We start from the raw sequence: 15,704 nt of genomic DNA, 5'->3' as shown, positions 1-15,704 counted from the left end.
ATGAAAAAAGTTGTATTAGCCTATAGCGGAGGATTAGATACCTCATATTGCCTGAAATATTTAAAAAATGAAAAAGGATATGAAGTGCATACTGTATTAATCAATACAGGTGGTTTTGACGAAGCAGAATTGAAAGCTATCGAAGAGAGAGCCTATGAATTAGGAAGTGCGCAACACGCAAATCTTACTATTCTGGACAAATACTACGATAAAGCCATTAAATATTTGATTTATGGCAACGTATTGAAAAACAACACCTACCCACTTTCTGTAAGTGCAGAACGTGTTTTTCAAGCTATTGAAGCGATTAAATATGCAACGTCAGTTGGCGCAAGCGCTATTGCTCACGGAAGTACGGGTGCTGGAAACGACCAAATTCGTTTTGATTTGATTTTCCAAACCATCGCTCCTGAAATTGAGATTATCACTCCTATTCGTGATTTAAAATTATCACGTCAGGAAGAAGTCGATTATTTGGCTAAAAACGGCGTACACTATTCTTGGGAAAAAGCACAATATTCGATCAATAAAGGACTTTGGGGAACTAGTGTAGGCGGAAAAGAGACATTAACTTCACACCAAGCATTACCAAGTGAAGCCTACCCTTCTCAATTGCAAAAACAAGGCGAAGAAAAAGTATCTTTAGAATTTCATGAAGGGCAATTGGTTGCTGTAAATGGTAAAAAAGACACGCCTCCAAACAACATTGTGATTTTAGAAAAATTGGCAAATGTCTATGCAATTGGCAGAGATATTCACGTGGGTGATACTATTATTGGAATCAAAGGAAGAGTGGGATTTGAAGCCGCTGCACCATTAATTATCATCAAAGCACACCATTTACTGGAGAAACATACTTTAGGAAAATGGCAACAATATTGGAAAGAACAATTGGGCAACTGGTATGGTATGCTATTCCACGAAGGACAATTTCTAGATCCAGTCATGCGTAATATCGAAACCTTCTTAGAAGACACTCAAAAAACTGTCAACGGAACGGTAACGGTAACTTTGAAACCGTACCACTTTTCATTGGACGGAATTGAATCTAAAAACGATTTGATGAATACTGGATTTGGACAATATGGCGAAATGAACAATGCTTGGACATCCGATGATGCCAAAGGATTCATTAAGATTTTAGGAAATGCACAAAATATATTTTCATCTGTAAACCAATTGAGTTATGATTAAAGTTGGAATAATTGGAGGTTCTGGATACACAGCGGGCGAACTCATCAGAATTTTGATGTTTCATCCCAATGCGACCCTAGATTTTGTTTACAGCACGACTAATGCTGGCAAACCCTTATCTATAGCACATCACGATTTGATGGGCGATATTGAAATGAATTTCACCGACCAAGTAAATCCTAACGTCAATGTGGTTTTCTTGTGTTTAGGGCATGGTAAATCAAAAGCGTTTTTAGAACAAAACCAATTTTCAAATCACACTAAAATCATTGACTTAGGAAACGATTTTAGATTGACAAAAGACGCTGAATTCGACGGAAAGCAATTTGTTTACGGTTTGCCAGAGTTGAACAAAACAGCAATTCAATCCGCTAATTATATTGCCAATCCGGGTTGTTTTGCTACGGCGATTCAATTGGCTTTATTGCCATTGGCAAAAAGTGGATTGTTAAACGATGACGTACATATCAATGCTACCACTGGAAGTACAGGAGCTGGAGTTAGTCCTTCAGAAACGACACATTTCAGTTGGAGAAACAATAATATGTCGCATTACAAAGCCTTTGAACACCAACATTTGGGAGAAATCAATCAAAGCATTCAGCAATTACAAGCGGGATATCCAAACGAATTGCTATTTGTTCCTAATAGAGGGGATTTCGCAAGAGGAATTTTTGCCACTTTATACACTACAATAGAAGAAAGTTTAGAAGATATCGTAGCAAAATTCGAAGCTTTTTATGCTGAACAACCCTTTGTAACGGTGACTACTACGAATATCAATATGAAGCAGGTAGTGCAAACCAACAAATGCATCATCAGTTTAATGAAAAAAGGAAACCGGCTTTTGATTACGTCAGTAATTGACAATTTAACCAAGGGCGCCTCAGGACAAGCCGTTCAAAATATGAACTTGTTATTTGGCTTAGAAGAAACCACAGGATTGCATTTAAAGCCTTGTGGATTCTAAATAAAATTGTTTCAAGTTTAAGGTTTAAAGTTCACTCGAAACCTGAAACCTGAAACTTCAAACTTTAAACTTTAAAAAAATGAACTTATTTGACGTTTATCCTTTATATAATATCACCCCTGTAAAAGCTGTGGATTGCACTATTACAGACAATAAGGGTGTAGAATACTTAGATTTATACAGTGGTCACGGTGTAATTTCGATTGGTCACACTCACCCCTATTATGTGTCAAAATTGAAAGAACAACTGGATGCCATTGGGTTTTACTCGAATGCTATTCAGAATCCATTGCAAGTAGAATTAGCCGAAAAGCTTGGAAAATTATCTGGTTATGACGATTACAGTTTGTTTTTATGCAGTTCTGGGGCTGAGGCCAATGAGAACGCACTAAAATTAGCTTCTTTCCATAACAACAAATCGCGTGTGATTGCTTTTGACAATTCCTTCCACGGAAGAACATCAGCAGCGGTTGCCGTAACTGATAACAAAAAGATTGTAGCGCCTTTGAATGCACAGCAAGTGGTTACCTTTTTGCCTTTGAACCAAATTGAATTGGTCGAAGCTGAACTTCAAAAAGGAGACGTTTGTACTGTTATCATTGAAGGAATTCAAGGTGTGGGCGGTTTGGACGAGGGAACTACCGAATTCTTTCAAGATTTAGAAAAAGTTTGCGCAAAATACGACGTTGTCTTTATTTTAGACGAAGTACAATCCGGTTATGGGAGAACAGGGAAATTCTTTGCACACCAACACCACAACATCAAAGCTGATATCATTTGTTTGGCCAAAGGAATGGGCAACGGTTTCCCTATTGGCGGTATTTTAATTTCACCCAAATTCAAAGCGAGTTATGGTTTACTAGGAACTACTTTTGGCGGAAGTCATTTGGCTTGTGCCGCAGGAATTGCTGTTTTGGATGTCATTAAAGAGGAAAATTTAATGGACAATGCAAATGAGATATACGCCTATTTCTTAGAAGTCATTCAACAAATTCCAGAAGTAAAAAAGGTAAAAGGAAAAGGTTTAATGCTTGGTGTAGAATTTGATTTTGAAATCAATGAGCTGCGTAAAAAAATGATTATTGACAAGCATATCTTCACTGGAAATGCCAATAACAAAAATCTATTACGAATACTTCCTCCATTGACAATCAATAAGAAAGGTATCGATACTTTAATTATTGCTTTAAAAGAAAGCTTAAAAGAAATATAGCCAATTCGTTGCCGCATTAATCAACAAATAAAATGAATTATACTACTATACAAGGAATAGATTCGCTTCAAGAATGGGTAAATGAAGCTATTGCAATCAAAAAAAATCCATTGCAAAACAAAGCCTTAGGCGAAAATAAAACCTTAGGAATGTTGTTTTTCAATCCTAGTTTACGAACGCGTTTGAGTACGCAAAAGGCGGCTTTGAATTTAGGAATGAATGTGATGGTGATGAACTTTACCAATGAAGGTTGGACACTCGAATTTGAAGATGGAGCCATCATGGATCAAGGAGCATCCGAACACATCAAAGAAGCAGCTCAAGTGGTATCTCAATATTGTGATATCATTGCCATTAGAGCTTTTGCTGAGCTGAAAGACAAAGAAAAAGACAATGCCGAAACTGTATTGTCAGGATTTTTAAAATACGCTACAGTCCCCATTGTGAATATGGAAAGTGCTACGGGACACCCCTTACAAGCGTTGGCAGATGCTATCACGATGGAAGAACACAAAACAGTTCACCGTCCAAAAGTAGTTTTATCTTGGGCGCCACATCCTAAAGCACTGCCACAGGCTGTTGCCAATTCATTTGTGCAAATGATGCAATTACAAGATGCTGATTTTGTTATCACGCATCCGGAAGGATATGAATTAAATCCTGAGATTACAAAGGATTCTAAAATTGAGTACGACCAAAACAAAGCGTTTGAGAATGCCGATTTCATTTATACCAAAAACTGGAGTAATTATAAGGAATACGGAAAAGTAACCAATACAGACCCGAACTGGACGGTTACCGCTGAAAAAATGAAATTGACTAATACTGCTAAATTCATGCACTGTTTGCCTGTAAGACGTAATGTAATTGTAGCAGACGAAGTGATTGACAGCGCAAATTCAATTGTGATTGAACAAGCTAATAACAGAACCTATGCAGCACAATTGGTTTTGCAAAAAATTTTAAAAGATGGAAAATAGACAATCCGTATCCATTATAAAAATTGGTGGAAATATCATTGATAATCCTACCGAATTAGCATCGTTTTTAGCTGATTTTGCAGCTTTGGAAGGCAAAACTATTTTAGTGCACGGAGGTGGAAAATTAGCAACTAAATTAGCGCAAAACATGGGATTAGTTCCTCAAATGATTGAAGGCCGTCGCATCACCGATGCACCAATGCTAGAAGTGGTGGTAGGAGTTTATGCTGGGCAAATCAACAAAGAAATAGTGGCGAGATTACAAGCTAATGGATTGAATGCAATGGGATTTTCAGGTGCTGATGGCAATTTAATTCTATCCGATAAACGAAATCATGCTACTATCGATTATGGTTTTGTAGGCGATGTAAAAAAAGTAAATACCAACTTATTAGCTAGTTTACTTGATAATGGCATTACACCCGTTTTTTGCGCTATTACGCACGATGGAAAAGGACAACTAATAAACACGAATGCCGATACCATTGCAAGCGAATTAGCCATTGCTTTGTCTGCAATATATGATGTAACACTAACGTATTGCTTTGAAAAACCAGGTGTTTTGTTTGATGCTGAAGACGATAATTCGGTTATTGAAGCAATCCATCCCGATTTGTATTCCAAATTAAAAGCGGAACAAGCGATTCATTCCGGTATGATTCCGAAATTAGACAACTGTTTCAACAGCTTATCCAAAGGGGTACAACAAATCCGAATTGGACACCATCGCATGTTACAAAACAAAAGGGCGACTTATACGACAATTACTTTATGAAGACTATAGAAATACTTACACAAGAAGCTATTGACTTGTTAAAAGCGCTAATTGAAACGCCTTCCTTTTCTAGTGAAGAAAATCAAACCGCTTTATTAATAGAGAATTGGTTTACTCAAAATGGAGTTCCTTTTCAAAGAGAGAATAACAATATTTGGGCTTTCAACCAACATTTTGACGAAAGCAAACCAACACTTTTATTGAATTCGCATCACGATACAGTAAAGCCTAATCAAGGCTATACGAACGATCCTTTTGAAGCCATTGTAAAAGACGGTAAGTTATTTGGTCTAGGAAGTAATGATGCAGGAGGTTGCTTGGTTTCGCTTCTAGCAACATTTGTTCATTTTTATGGACAAGAAAATTTACCTTATAATATAGTTATCGTTGCGTCAGCAGAAGAAGAAAGCAGCGGCAAAAATGGATTGAACAGTGTTTTACAACATTTACCCGAATTGGATTGTGCCATTGTCGGTGAGCCTACTTTAATGCAATTGGCAATAGCCGAAAAAGGTTTATTAGTATTGGATGTTATCGTCAAAGGAACAGCCAGTCATGCGGCGCACCAAAACAATGACAACCCAATTTACAAAGCAATGCCTATAATTGATTGGTTCAAAACCTATCAGTTTGAAAAAATCTCTGAGGTTCTAGGGCCTGTAAAAATGACCGTAACCCAAGTGAATGCTGGAAAACAACACAATGTAGTTCCTGCCGAATGTCATTTGGTTATCGATATTCGAGTGAATGATTGCTATAGCAATGTCGAAATTTTAGAAATAGTAAAAACTCATGTTCAAGCAGAAGTTAATCCGCGTTCAATGAATTTAAACGCTTCTTCTATTCCGTTGGAACATGGTTTAGTTCAAGCTGGAATTGCTCTGGGAAGAACTACTTATGGTTCGCCAACCCTTTCAGATCAGTCAGTATTGAGTTGTCAATCCTTAAAATTGGGTCCAGGAGAAACGCTTCGCTCCCACTCGGCTGACGAATTTATATTTATTAACGAAATAGAAGAAGGAATTCAGTTGTATATCAAAATACTAACTGACTTTTTCAAGCAATAAAAAATACGCCTATGAAACTCTGGGAAAAAGGAATTGCCACCGACAAACAAATCGAACATTTCACTGTTGGAAACGACAGAGAATTAGATTTAGTTTTAGCCAAATACGATGCGCTAGGCTCTATTGCTCATGCGAAGATGTTAGGTCAAATTGGTTTATTGACTGCCGAAGAAACCAATTCTTTGGTTTTGGCATTGGAGGAAATCATTAAAGAAGTCGAAGCCGGAAATTTTGAAATTGAAGATAGTTTTGAAGATGTGCATTCCAAAATCGAATACCTATTAACTGTCAAATTAGGTGATGCTGGCAAGAAAATCCACACAGCACGTTCTCGAAATGACCAAGTTTTAGTTGACGTCCATTTGTATTTAAAAGACGTAGTCAAAGAATTGAAAGAACAAGTAAAGGTGCTTTTTGATGTATTGATGGAATCGGCGGAGAAACATCAAAACGTTTTATTACCTGGATATACGCATTTACAAATTGCTATGCCCTCATCTTTTGGAATGTGGTTTTCGGCTTATGCTGAAAGTTTGATTGACGATATTACAATGCTGAATGCCGCTCTAAAAGTAGTAGATCAAAACCCATTGGGTTCTGCTGCAGGTTATGGAAGCTCCTTCCCTATTAACCGTACATTTACTACTCAGGAATTGCAATTTGAAACCTTAAAATTCAATGCGGTAGCTGCTCAAATGAGTCGCGGAAAAGCGGAGAAAACAGTCGCTTTTGCAATGAGTAGCGTAGCAGCCACTTTGTCCAAATTTTCTATGGATGTGTGTTTGTATATGAGTCAGAATTTTGATTTCATCAGTTTGCCGTCTCATCTTACAACGGGTTCTAGCATTATGCCTCACAAGAAAAATCCAGATGTATTTGAGTTGATTCGTGGAAAATGCAACAAAATACAAGCCCTACCTTATGAAATCACTTTGATAACCAATAATTTGCCAAGCGGTTATCATAGAGATTTACAATTATTGAAAGAAGGATTATTTCCTGCCATTCAAAATTTAAAAGCCTGTTTGGATATTGCAATTTTCGCTATCAAAGACATTACAGTAAAAGAACATATTTTAGACGATAAAAAATACGACTATTTATTTACGGTGGATTCCTTAAATGAAATGGTAGTGGCAGGAATTCCGTTCAGAGATGCTTATAAAGCCGTGGCAGAGCAATTAGAAAACGGAAGTTTTCAATCGCCTAAAGCTACCAAACACACTCATGAAGGAAGTATCAACAACTTATGTTTGGATGCTATAAAAGATAAAATGATGCAATCCTTTTAATTCAAATAGTTGCATAAAAAAAAGCTCCAATTTCTTGGAGCTTTTTTTATGTTTTTATACATCTTATTTTTTTACAACCAGTCGGAAACCTTCTCCGTGAATATTCAAAATTTCAACATTCTCATCTGATTTTAAATACTTTCTTAGTTTGGCAATATACACATCCATACTACGAGAAGTAAAATAATTATCATCTCTCCAAATTTTAGTTAAAGCCAATTCTCTTGGCATTAAATCATTTTCATGAAGAATTAACATTCTTAGTAATTCATTCTCCTTAGGTGATAATTTAATAGGCGCATCATTTTCAAAGGTCAAGAAACGCAACTTAGAATTTAGGTGAAATTTACCAATGTTAAACTCAAACTGTACTTGCTCAGTTTTCACATCAGATGATTTTCTCTGAATAATTGCTTTGATTTTCATTAACAAAACCTCTGAATCAAATGGCTTGTTCAAATAATCATCTGCACCCGCTTTGTATCCTTTCAATACATCCTCCTTCATGGATTTAGCAGTCAAAAAGATAATAGGCACTTCGGCATTTTTCTCTCTAATTTCTTTAGCTAATGTATATCCATCTTTATAAGGCATCATGACATCTAAAATGCATAAGTCATAATTTTCCTTCTTAAATTTCTCAAAGCCTTCCATACCATTTTTGGCCAAAACAACATCAAAGTCATTTAGTATTAAATAATCTTTTAATACTGCTCCAAAGTTAAGATCATCTTCAACCAGTAGGATTTTCTTATTATTTTCCATAATTTAATTGATTAATGGTAATTTTATGGTAAAGGTACTTCCTTTTCCTTTTTCACTTTCTACGTAAACTTGACCATTATGGTCGTCAACTATTTTCTTAACATAAGCTAATCCTAAGCCATGTCCTTTTACATTATGAATATCACCTGTATGTTCTCTGTAAAACTTCTCAAAAATTCGTTTTTGAGCAATCTTACTCATTCCCAATCCTTTATCTTGAACTTTAATCAATACCATATCTTTAATGTTTTCTGTGTAAACATCAATCTCTGGCGGATTAGGAGAATACTTTACAGCGTTCTCTAAAATATTCACGATAACATTTGTAAAATGATTATCGTTCACTAAAACAGAAGTTCGGGTAGCATTAAAATGCGTTTTAATGGTACCATTACGATCCTCTAAAATTAGACTAACATGCTCTATTGCATCGTTAATTACATCTTCAATAGGAATCGATTCCTTTTCTATCTCTAATTCTTTTTTCTCTAATTTAGAAATTCGCAAAACATTTTCCACTTGAGCATGCATGCGCTTATTTTCGTCGCGAATCATAGCTAAATAACGCAATACCTTCTCTTTGTCATCAATTATTTTTGGATTCCTAATGGCGTCCAAAGCTAAATTAATTGTTGCTATTGGTGTTTTAAACTCGTGCGTCATATTATTAATAAAATCCGTCTTGATTTCAGAAATTTGACGTTGTCGAATTAATTGACTTAAAGCACTTGAATAAGCAATGATAATAATGAGTGTAAATATAATCGACAAAATAGTAATACTCACCAACTCAGACAATAAGAATCGCTTCTTTTGAGGAAAACTGACCATCAACTTATATTGTTCATGTTCCTCATTATCTGTTAAAATTGGAATGGAATAACTGTTCTTTGGATTGTATTTAAAATTAGCAGACGCTACTTTAGTAGAAGCACCACTATTGTATACACCAAACTCAAAATTTATTTTTACTCCGTATTCTTCTAACTCCCTCTTAATTAAACTTTGAATATTTTCTATACTAACACGCTCTTCTAAAGGCATAGCTGAAGCAATATCTTTATAAAAGATTTCAAATTGTGCATTGTCTAAAACATCCAAACTTCCTGATTTCTCAATGCGTTCATCTGGAATCAAACTTTGATCCAACATTGCATTATCCAGCGGCTTATTGTTATAAATTTCAGTAATTCTCTTCGAACTAAAATTTTTAAACTTCGAACTATCCGTTTTCTTGTCAAAGAGAGAAGAACTAATATTAAAATCCTCAGCAATAATACTATTGGAGTACACAATAGTTTTATTTGTTTTCAAATTCTTTTGTACATAAGTAAATTCAAGTAAATCGTCTTTCTGTGGGATTTTACCTGTACTGTCTTTTAACTTGTTGTATCTATCGTAAAAACTATAGGCTTCTTGCTTTTGCAATTTTTCGGCAACATTACCTAAAACCTGCTTCACATGAAACTTAAATTGTTCTTCATTATTTTCAAACGAAGTATTAAACCAATAGACTTGCACGAGAATAATCCCAATTAGGGAAAGACTCATTAACAAAACTAATAATCTAAAAAACAACTTACTCATCAAAACAAAATTAGTATTTTAACAATATAGTTAATTATACATTAACCAAACATTAACATCTTTAATGTATATTGCTAATTGTATAAACTTTTAAGAATATGATCTATTTGTTGTTTCGCAGTTTCAGTATCTGCATTTTCAACAACAAAATCACTTTTAGCGATACGCTCTTCATCAGTCCATTGTGCACTGATGCGTTGCAAAACCTGTTCACGAGTACAATTATCTCTAAGCATCACACGGTTAATTCTATCTTCTAAAGGGGCAGTAATAGTAATCGTATAATCGCAAATAGTGTAACTACCGCTTTCAAATAAGATTGCTGCCTCATAAATCACAAAAGGTGCTGATTGGTATTGGTCAAGCCAAAGTTGAAACTGGGATCGCACCGCAGGATGAATAATACGGTTTAATTGATCTAACTTTTCTGCATCTGTAAAAACGATCGCCGCTAGTTTTTGCCTACTCAATTGCTTGTTATCAAAAACAATATCGCCAAAAACAGATTTGATCTGATCCAAAACTTCTGGCAACTGTGTTACCTTTTTAGCTTCATCATCAGCAATAAATAAAGGAATACCTATGGATTCAAAATACCGAACTAGGGTAGTTTTACCGCTTCCTATTCCGCCAGTGACTCCAATGATTTTTGCCATTACTATTTTTTAAAAAACAATTTTGGGAAAGCAACTTCAGGTTGTTGTTTCAAAATAATCACTTTAACATACGATTCTAAAAAACCCAAACCATAGCCATAAAATTGTTTCCAAACAGCAATTAAAGACAAATAGCCAATTTTAATGCTTCGATTTTGAATAGTAGAAGTTACAAACAAGATGAAAAAATACAACATATACAATTGTAATAAATGATCAAATGTCAATAACAACAAGGCTACCGAAAGAAAGAATCCTAAAATAAAAACCGTTGGAAAGAAAAAAGTCAACTTGTTGTGTTTTGGATACCAACTGTTCAAAATAGGTCGGGCTTTACCAAACTTACTTACTTGAACAGAGAATTTATCCCAATCAATTCGGCGTTTATGGTACACAAACGCTTTTGAAAACAAACGAGTTTCAAAACCTAAATTCCACAAACGAATAGATAAATCTGGATCTTCACCTGGGTGAATATTACCAAAACCTTTGGAAGCTTCAAACGCTTTTCGAGACAATCCCATATTGAAACTTCGTGGTTGGAACTTTCCTATTTTCTCTGAACCACCTCGAATTCCTCCTGTTGTTAAGAAAGATGTCATAGCAAAATTGATTGCTTTTTGAATGTCTGAAAAACTATCTAAAGCTTTGTCTGGTCCTCCAAAACAATCCACATAATCCTGCTTCAATGCCTTATCTACTTCATTCAAATACTGTTCAGGAATAATACAATCCGAATCAAAAATGATGAAATAATCCCCACTCGCCTTTGTCATTCCGTAATTTCGAGAATCTCCAGGCCCTGAATTTTCTTTATAAAAATAGGAAATGTTTAACTGCGCTAGGTATTTCTGAATCACTTCACCACAAGGAATAGTTGATCCATCTTCTACTATAACAATCTCAAAATCATTTTGATAAGTTGTTTTTGACAAGCTTTCCAATAACTCATCTACTTCGTCAGGACGGTTATATACCGGTATAATAAGAGAAAAATGCATATTCAAAGTTAAAAGTTGATTCCATAATGGATTGTAGTACAAATATAGTGTTTAAAGGCAATTGGCAGCAAAAAATAGTTGGGTCGATACAATAAGTAGTAAACCAATTAAAAAAAATCATTTCAAAATGGATTAAACTCAATAATTCGACTATTTTTGAACTCTTATTTTTATTGGGAATTCATGACATTATTTCTGCACTAATCCCAACAAATTTATATCCAATTATAGAAATAAATCTACTGAAGCTAAAGAATCCCATGAATAAAAAATTAATTTTTACACTACTAGTTGTTTTTATTACCAACCTAAGTTTCTCTCAAAATTCAAGATTACATCATAACAACACCATTGGATGGTATAACTATTTCGGAACTTTCAAACTGTCTGAAAAATGGGGTATTCATACGGAATATCAATTTCGTAGAGAAGAATTGATTACCAATTGGCAACAAGGACTTTTACGTGTGGGTGTAAACTTCTCCGTAAATCCAAGGGTTTTAGTTCGTGTAGGATATGCAATGGCAGAAACCTATCCTTATGGTGATGTTCCTTTGAACGGTATGGGTAAAGATTTTACAGAACATCGTGCTTATGAAATGCTACAACTTTCGCACAAAGAAGGTAGTGTAGATATTTCTCATCGTTTTATGCTTGAACAAAGATTTATTGGTCGTTATAGTAATGCTAATTTAACTTCAGAAGACGAATTCCCTTTTTCCAACCGAGCGAGGTACATGATTCGGGTTCAAATGCCTTTGAAAGGAAAAGAGATGAAAGATAAAACGCCCTATATAGCTGTTTATGACGAAATCATTATTGGTTTTGGAGAAAATGTAAATGCGAATATTTTTGATCAAAACCGATTAGGTGTAGCTTTAGGATATCGCTTTAATAAAGGCTTCCGACTTGAAGCAGGTTATCTAAACCAAGTAATTCAATTTGGGCGCTTAATTAATGGCAAAAACATCATTCAAAACAATAATGGTCTGGTGTTGAGTGCCAACTTTAATTTTGACTTGACTAGGTAGTGTTCAAAAAATAGCATAAAAAACTTACGCTACATAGCTTTTATTTAAAATAATTGAATTACTTTTGATTACGTTTTTATTATAAATGCAGTTGTACTCCCCACAATACACAACTGCACTACAGTGACTTTTCTGTCATTGTATTTTCACAAAAGAGGTAAAATAGATTAGTCTAGCAATGGAATGGCTTTGCCGTTGTTATTGATTAGTTCAAAGGAATTATGCTATACTATAATTTCTACAAAAAACACATAGATCTAAAGCACTCTATATGAGTATTATAAATAAATGTTTAACTTAAATAAATTAAAAATGATTAAAAGAGCAATGAAAATGATGGCAGTTCTATTTGGCGCATCAATGGTTTTAACTTCTTGTTATTCTTACACAAGTGTAGTTGGTAAAGGTGCACAAGGGAATAGTCAAACTACAAAATGGAATCATTATGTGATTTATGGACTAGCTCCTGTTGGAGTTTCTGACTCAAAACAAATGGCAGACGGTGCAGAAAATTATACCGTTCATACAAGACAAACTTTTGTAAACGGTTTAGTTTCAGGTTTAACTTTTGGAATTTATACACCAACCGTTACAACTGTAACTAAGTAATTGTAATTAAGGGTTTGTCTAATTGACAAACCCTTTCTATTTATACTACATGAAAAAAATCATATTTTACCTATCATCAGTGGTATCGGTTATATTGCTCATAAATACATTCAAAATCATTTCAACTGACAGTAATAGACTAACAAATTATGGATTTGGTTACTTGGTTGGAAAACTTTTTTTGTTGGTAGTATTTGTGACAATTGCATTTAAATCTAGGTCAAAATAATCTTAAAGAGAATCGAATCAACCACAAGAAAATAGCATTAAAACAAACAAAATAAACTGCTGAGAGAATATGTTGCTAGAACTATACTAAGCACATCAATTCTAAAAGCGAATTTTTACTAGCAATCTATGAATGTGTAACCAAAACTATCTCATTTATGAAATTGAAATTCAAGAAAAAAAGATTCATTTATAATTTACTCTTAGGAGTATTTTGGACTGGGATAGCATTAGACAGCATTCTAGAATTAGAAAAAATCCGTTGGACAAAATATATCGTTTTAGGTCTAGGAATATCCTATTTAGCAAAGTTTCTCTACGAAATGAAATACCAGTACATTATAATTAAAGATGGGACCCTACAACGAAGCGGACTTTTTCATTTTCACAGAAAAATAAATTTAAAAGAAGTATATGCTATAAAAGAGATACAGGGCACCTATTATCTTAAAACAGATAAAACAGTATTTAAAATCGATACCGATTTAATTGACACCAGCTCCCTCCTACACCTACATAGTTTATTAAAAGAGCTTGATTTACCTGCTAACAAAACACCTTTTTATAACTAATCCATTTGCAAGTTGAACCAATCGCCCCCAATAATAAAAATCAAATTCAAGAAAAAAAGAATAGTGTACAATCTAATATTTAGCACTATATATGTGGCAGTTGGACTTTACCGAATAGTCTCAAACGAACATATCTACTGGATCAAATCTGGTTTTTTTGTCATAGGAATACTTTATTTAATTAGTGCTCTTTTTGAAATCATCACGCACTATATTGTTATTAAAAACGGAACCCTCAGAAAATATAGCTTTTGGGCATTTCATAAAGATATTGAACTTCAGAATATCATTGAAATCAAAAGCGTTGCGGAGGATTACATTGTTTTTACCGAAAGCACAAAACTCAAAATTCAAGTCGAACTCATAGCTGATGATTCCCTTGAGGAACTGAAACGCATTTTATCTGAACTCGATTTACCCGCTGATAAAACACCTTTTCAATAAAATCAATTCTAATCTCTCGAAGGGTTTTGAAACCCTTCAAAATTTAAAAAAAAATGCACCCAATTGGGTGCATTTATATAATAGTGTAACTCTAAATTACGAAATGCTAGGTATTTGTACCATCTCGTTAGCATCAGCTAAATAATCTACTCCATCAAATCCAAAACCAAATAGGTTCAAGAAATCTTGCTTGTATCCAGCTAAATCACCAATTTCTGGTAATGATTCTGTAGTAGATTCTTTCCACAATGCAGCCACACGAGCTTGAACATCTTCACGCATTTCCCAGTCGTCAATACGAATTCTTCCTTGATCGTCTGTAGGAACGGCTTGTCCTGAGTACAAACGTTGTTGGTACAAACGTTGAATTTGCTCGATACAACCTTCGTGAATGCCTTCGGCTTTCATTATTTTGTATAACAATGAAATATACAATGGAATCACTGGAATAGCTGAACTCGCTTGGGTAACTAACGCTTTGTTAACAGAAACATAGGCTTTACCATTCAAAGAAGCTAAGTCTTTTGTAATTTCAAAAGCAGTTGCCTCCAAATGATCTTTGGCACGACCAATAGTTCCTTTTCTGTAAACCGCTTCAGTAACTTCAGGTCCAATATACGAATAGGCAACTGTTGTAGCGCCTTCCGCCAAAACATTAGCCCCTTTCAAAGCGTCCATCCACATCGCCCAATCTTCACCACCCATAACCACAACCGTGTTATCGATATCTTCTTGAACCGCTGGTTCGATAGAAACTTGTGTAACATTCCCGGTATGGAAATCAACCGTTTTGTTCGTAAACGTCCCTCCAATTGGTTTCAAAGTAGAACGGTGCAATACTCCTGTTGATGGGTGCATACGGACTGGCGAAGCCAAACTATAGATCACTAAATCTATCTGACCCATATCCGCTTTGATTACATCAATCGCTTGTTGTTTTACTTCGTTAGAAAAAGCATCTCCATTGATACTTTTAGCATACAAACCTGCTTTGGTTGCTTCTTTTTCAAAAGCAGCAGAATTGTACCAACCTGGTGAAGCTGTTTTCCCTTCTGAAGGTGCTTTTTCAAAGAAAACACCTAATGTTGCTGCATTAGAACCAAACGCACTTGTAATTCTTGATGCTAATCCAAATCCTGTAGAAGCACCAATAACCAATACGCGTCTTGGACCATCAATAGCGCCTTTAGATTGTACGTAAGCAATTTGATTTTTTACATTTTGCTCGCATCCAGCTGGGTGCGCTGTCAAGCAAATAAATCCTCTCATTCTAGGTTCTATAATCATATCTTTAATTCTAATTAATATTCTTGTTTAGTA

The 15,704-nt window shown here is 34.8% G+C and carries 16 protein-coding genes; 11 read left to right on the top strand and 5 right to left on the bottom strand.

Features of this window, described 5'->3' with window-relative positions:
• The 7 genes from LPC20_RS08140 (at nt 1) to argH (ending at nt 7,491) form a co-directional block, all read left to right on the top strand.
• On the top strand, nt 1-1,194 hold the full coding sequence (locus LPC20_RS08140) for an argininosuccinate synthase (protein WP_229324299.1): 1,194 nt from the start codon (nt 1-3) through the stop codon (nt 1,192-1,194).
• Nucleotides 1,187-2,164 carry an N-acetyl-gamma-glutamyl-phosphate reductase gene (gene argC, locus LPC20_RS08135; RefSeq protein ID WP_229324297.1) on the top strand — a complete coding sequence of 326 codons (978 nt, stop codon included), beginning with the start codon at nt 1,187-1,189 and terminating at the stop codon, nt 2,162-2,164. The genes LPC20_RS08140 and argC overlap by 8 nt, the downstream gene beginning before the upstream one ends.
• Before the next feature lie 79 nt (nt 2,165-2,243).
• Entirely contained in the window at nt 2,244-3,377 is a 1,134-nt protein-coding gene (locus LPC20_RS08130; RefSeq protein WP_229324295.1) for an aspartate aminotransferase family protein, read from the top strand.
• Between the two features lie 32 nt (nt 3,378-3,409).
• Nucleotides 3,410-4,357: an N-acetylornithine carbamoyltransferase gene (locus LPC20_RS08125; protein WP_229324293.1), complete on the top strand. Its 948-nt coding sequence runs from the start codon at nt 3,410-3,412 to the stop codon at nt 4,355-4,357.
• The gene (gene argB, locus LPC20_RS08120; protein WP_229324291.1) at nt 4,347-5,132 is read left to right on the top strand and encodes an acetylglutamate kinase; all 786 of its coding nucleotides are present in this window, start codon (nt 4,347-4,349) and stop codon (nt 5,130-5,132) included. Before LPC20_RS08125 ends, argB begins: the two co-directional genes overlap by 11 nt.
• Nucleotides 5,129-6,199 carry a M20 family metallo-hydrolase gene (locus tag LPC20_RS08115; protein WP_229324289.1) on the top strand — a complete coding sequence of 357 codons (1,071 nt, stop codon included), beginning with the start codon at nt 5,129-5,131 and terminating at the stop codon, nt 6,197-6,199. The genes argB and LPC20_RS08115 overlap by 4 nt, the downstream gene beginning before the upstream one ends.
• Before the next feature lie 11 nt (nt 6,200-6,210).
• Nucleotides 6,211-7,491, top strand: a complete 1,281-nt coding sequence (argH, locus tag LPC20_RS08110) for an argininosuccinate lyase (protein WP_229324287.1) — start codon at nt 6,211-6,213, stop codon at nt 7,489-7,491.
• Nucleotides 7,492-7,554: 63 nt separating this feature from the next.
• Here the strand turns inward: argH and LPC20_RS08105 are convergent, their stop codons facing one another.
• The 4 genes from LPC20_RS08105 to LPC20_RS08090 all read right to left on the bottom strand — a co-directional run bounded on the left by LPC20_RS08105 (nt 7,555) and on the right by LPC20_RS08090 (nt 11,500).
• Complete coding sequence (locus tag LPC20_RS08105; RefSeq protein WP_229324285.1) at nt 7,555-8,256, bottom strand: response regulator transcription factor; 702 nt, start codon at nt 8,254-8,256, stop codon at nt 7,555-7,557.
• Between the two features lie 3 nt (nt 8,257-8,259).
• Nucleotides 8,260-9,843: a sensor histidine kinase gene (locus tag LPC20_RS08100; RefSeq protein ID WP_229324283.1), complete on the bottom strand. Its 1,584-nt coding sequence runs from the start codon at nt 9,841-9,843 to the stop codon at nt 8,260-8,262.
• A gap of 74 nt (nt 9,844-9,917) precedes the next feature.
• Nucleotides 9,918-10,499, bottom strand: a complete 582-nt coding sequence (gene coaE / locus LPC20_RS08095; RefSeq protein WP_229324281.1) for a dephospho-CoA kinase — start codon at nt 10,497-10,499, stop codon at nt 9,918-9,920.
• Nucleotides 10,500-10,501: 2 nt separating this feature from the next.
• Nucleotides 10,502-11,500 (bottom strand): glycosyltransferase family 2 protein, encoded by a 999-nt coding sequence (locus tag LPC20_RS08090; RefSeq protein ID WP_229324279.1) that lies wholly within the window; start codon nt 11,498-11,500, stop codon nt 10,502-10,504.
• Nucleotides 11,501-11,760: 260 nt separating this feature from the next.
• Between LPC20_RS08090 and LPC20_RS08085 the strand changes: the two genes are divergently transcribed.
• The 4 genes from LPC20_RS08085 (at nt 11,761) to LPC20_RS08070 (ending at nt 14,384) form a co-directional block, all read left to right on the top strand.
• Nucleotides 11,761-12,531, top strand: coding sequence for a DUF2490 domain-containing protein (locus tag LPC20_RS08085; RefSeq protein ID WP_229324277.1), 771 nt, complete (start codon nt 11,761-11,763; stop codon nt 12,529-12,531).
• A gap of 312 nt (nt 12,532-12,843) precedes the next feature.
• Entirely contained in the window at nt 12,844-13,140 is a 297-nt protein-coding gene (locus LPC20_RS08080; RefSeq protein WP_229324276.1) for a Bor family protein, read from the top strand.
• 386 nt (nt 13,141-13,526) lie between these two features.
• Nucleotides 13,527-13,940, top strand: coding sequence for a hypothetical protein (locus LPC20_RS08075; RefSeq protein WP_229324273.1), 414 nt, complete (start codon nt 13,527-13,529; stop codon nt 13,938-13,940).
• A gap of 93 nt (nt 13,941-14,033) precedes the next feature.
• Complete coding sequence (locus LPC20_RS08070; protein ID WP_229324271.1) at nt 14,034-14,384, top strand: hypothetical protein; 351 nt, start codon at nt 14,034-14,036, stop codon at nt 14,382-14,384.
• Between the two features lie 96 nt (nt 14,385-14,480).
• Here LPC20_RS08070 and fabV read toward each other — a convergent pair whose 3' ends face one another.
• Nucleotides 14,481-15,671, bottom strand: a complete 1,191-nt coding sequence (gene fabV / locus LPC20_RS08065) for an enoyl-ACP reductase FabV (RefSeq protein ID WP_229324269.1) — start codon at nt 15,669-15,671, stop codon at nt 14,481-14,483.
• Nucleotides 15,672-15,704 lie beyond the last annotated feature (33 nt).

Origin of the sequence: Flavobacterium ammonificans (assembly GCF_020886115.1) — a bacterium.
Lineage (GTDB): Bacteria > Bacteroidota > Bacteroidia > Flavobacteriales > Flavobacteriaceae > Flavobacterium > Flavobacterium ammonificans.
Note: the sequence above shows the minus strand (reverse complement) of the source record. Positions and strands in the feature narration are given on the sequence as shown.

Bases quoted from the DNA above. Each gene is read 5' to 3' on its own strand.
- LPC20_RS08105 (WP_229324285.1), bottom strand. From the start codon at position 8,256: ATGGAAAATAATAAGAAAATCCTACTGGTTGAAGATGATCTTAACTTT.
- argB (WP_229324291.1), top strand. From the start codon at position 4,347: ATGGAAAATAGACAATCCGTATCCATTATAAAAATTGGTGGAAATATC.
- LPC20_RS08140 (WP_229324299.1), top strand. From the start codon at position 1: ATGAAAAAAGTTGTATTAGCCTATAGCGGAGGATTAGATACCTCATAT.
- LPC20_RS08085 (WP_229324277.1), top strand. From the start codon at position 11,761: ATGAATAAAAAATTAATTTTTACACTACTAGTTGTTTTTATTACCAAC.
- LPC20_RS08080 (WP_229324276.1), top strand. From the start codon at position 12,844: ATGATTAAAAGAGCAATGAAAATGATGGCAGTTCTATTTGGCGCATCA.
- LPC20_RS08100 (WP_229324283.1), bottom strand. From the start codon at position 9,843: ATGAGTAAGTTGTTTTTTAGATTATTAGTTTTGTTAATGAGTCTTTCC.
- argH (WP_229324287.1), top strand. From the start codon at position 6,211: ATGAAACTCTGGGAAAAAGGAATTGCCACCGACAAACAAATCGAACAT.
- argC (WP_229324297.1), top strand. From the start codon at position 1,187: ATGATTAAAGTTGGAATAATTGGAGGTTCTGGATACACAGCGGGCGAA.
- LPC20_RS08130 (WP_229324295.1), top strand. From the start codon at position 2,244: ATGAACTTATTTGACGTTTATCCTTTATATAATATCACCCCTGTAAAA.
- coaE (WP_229324281.1), bottom strand. From the start codon at position 10,499: ATGGCAAAAATCATTGGAGTCACTGGCGGAATAGGAAGCGGTAAAACT.
- fabV (WP_229324269.1), bottom strand. From the start codon at position 15,671: ATGATTATAGAACCTAGAATGAGAGGATTTATTTGCTTGACAGCGCAC.
- LPC20_RS08125 (WP_229324293.1), top strand. From the start codon at position 3,410: ATGAATTATACTACTATACAAGGAATAGATTCGCTTCAAGAATGGGTA.
- LPC20_RS08090 (WP_229324279.1), bottom strand. From the start codon at position 11,500: ATGCATTTTTCTCTTATTATACCGGTATATAACCGTCCTGACGAAGTA.
- LPC20_RS08075 (WP_229324273.1), top strand. From the start codon at position 13,527: ATGAAATTGAAATTCAAGAAAAAAAGATTCATTTATAATTTACTCTTA.
- LPC20_RS08115 (WP_229324289.1), top strand. From the start codon at position 5,129: ATGAAGACTATAGAAATACTTACACAAGAAGCTATTGACTTGTTAAAA.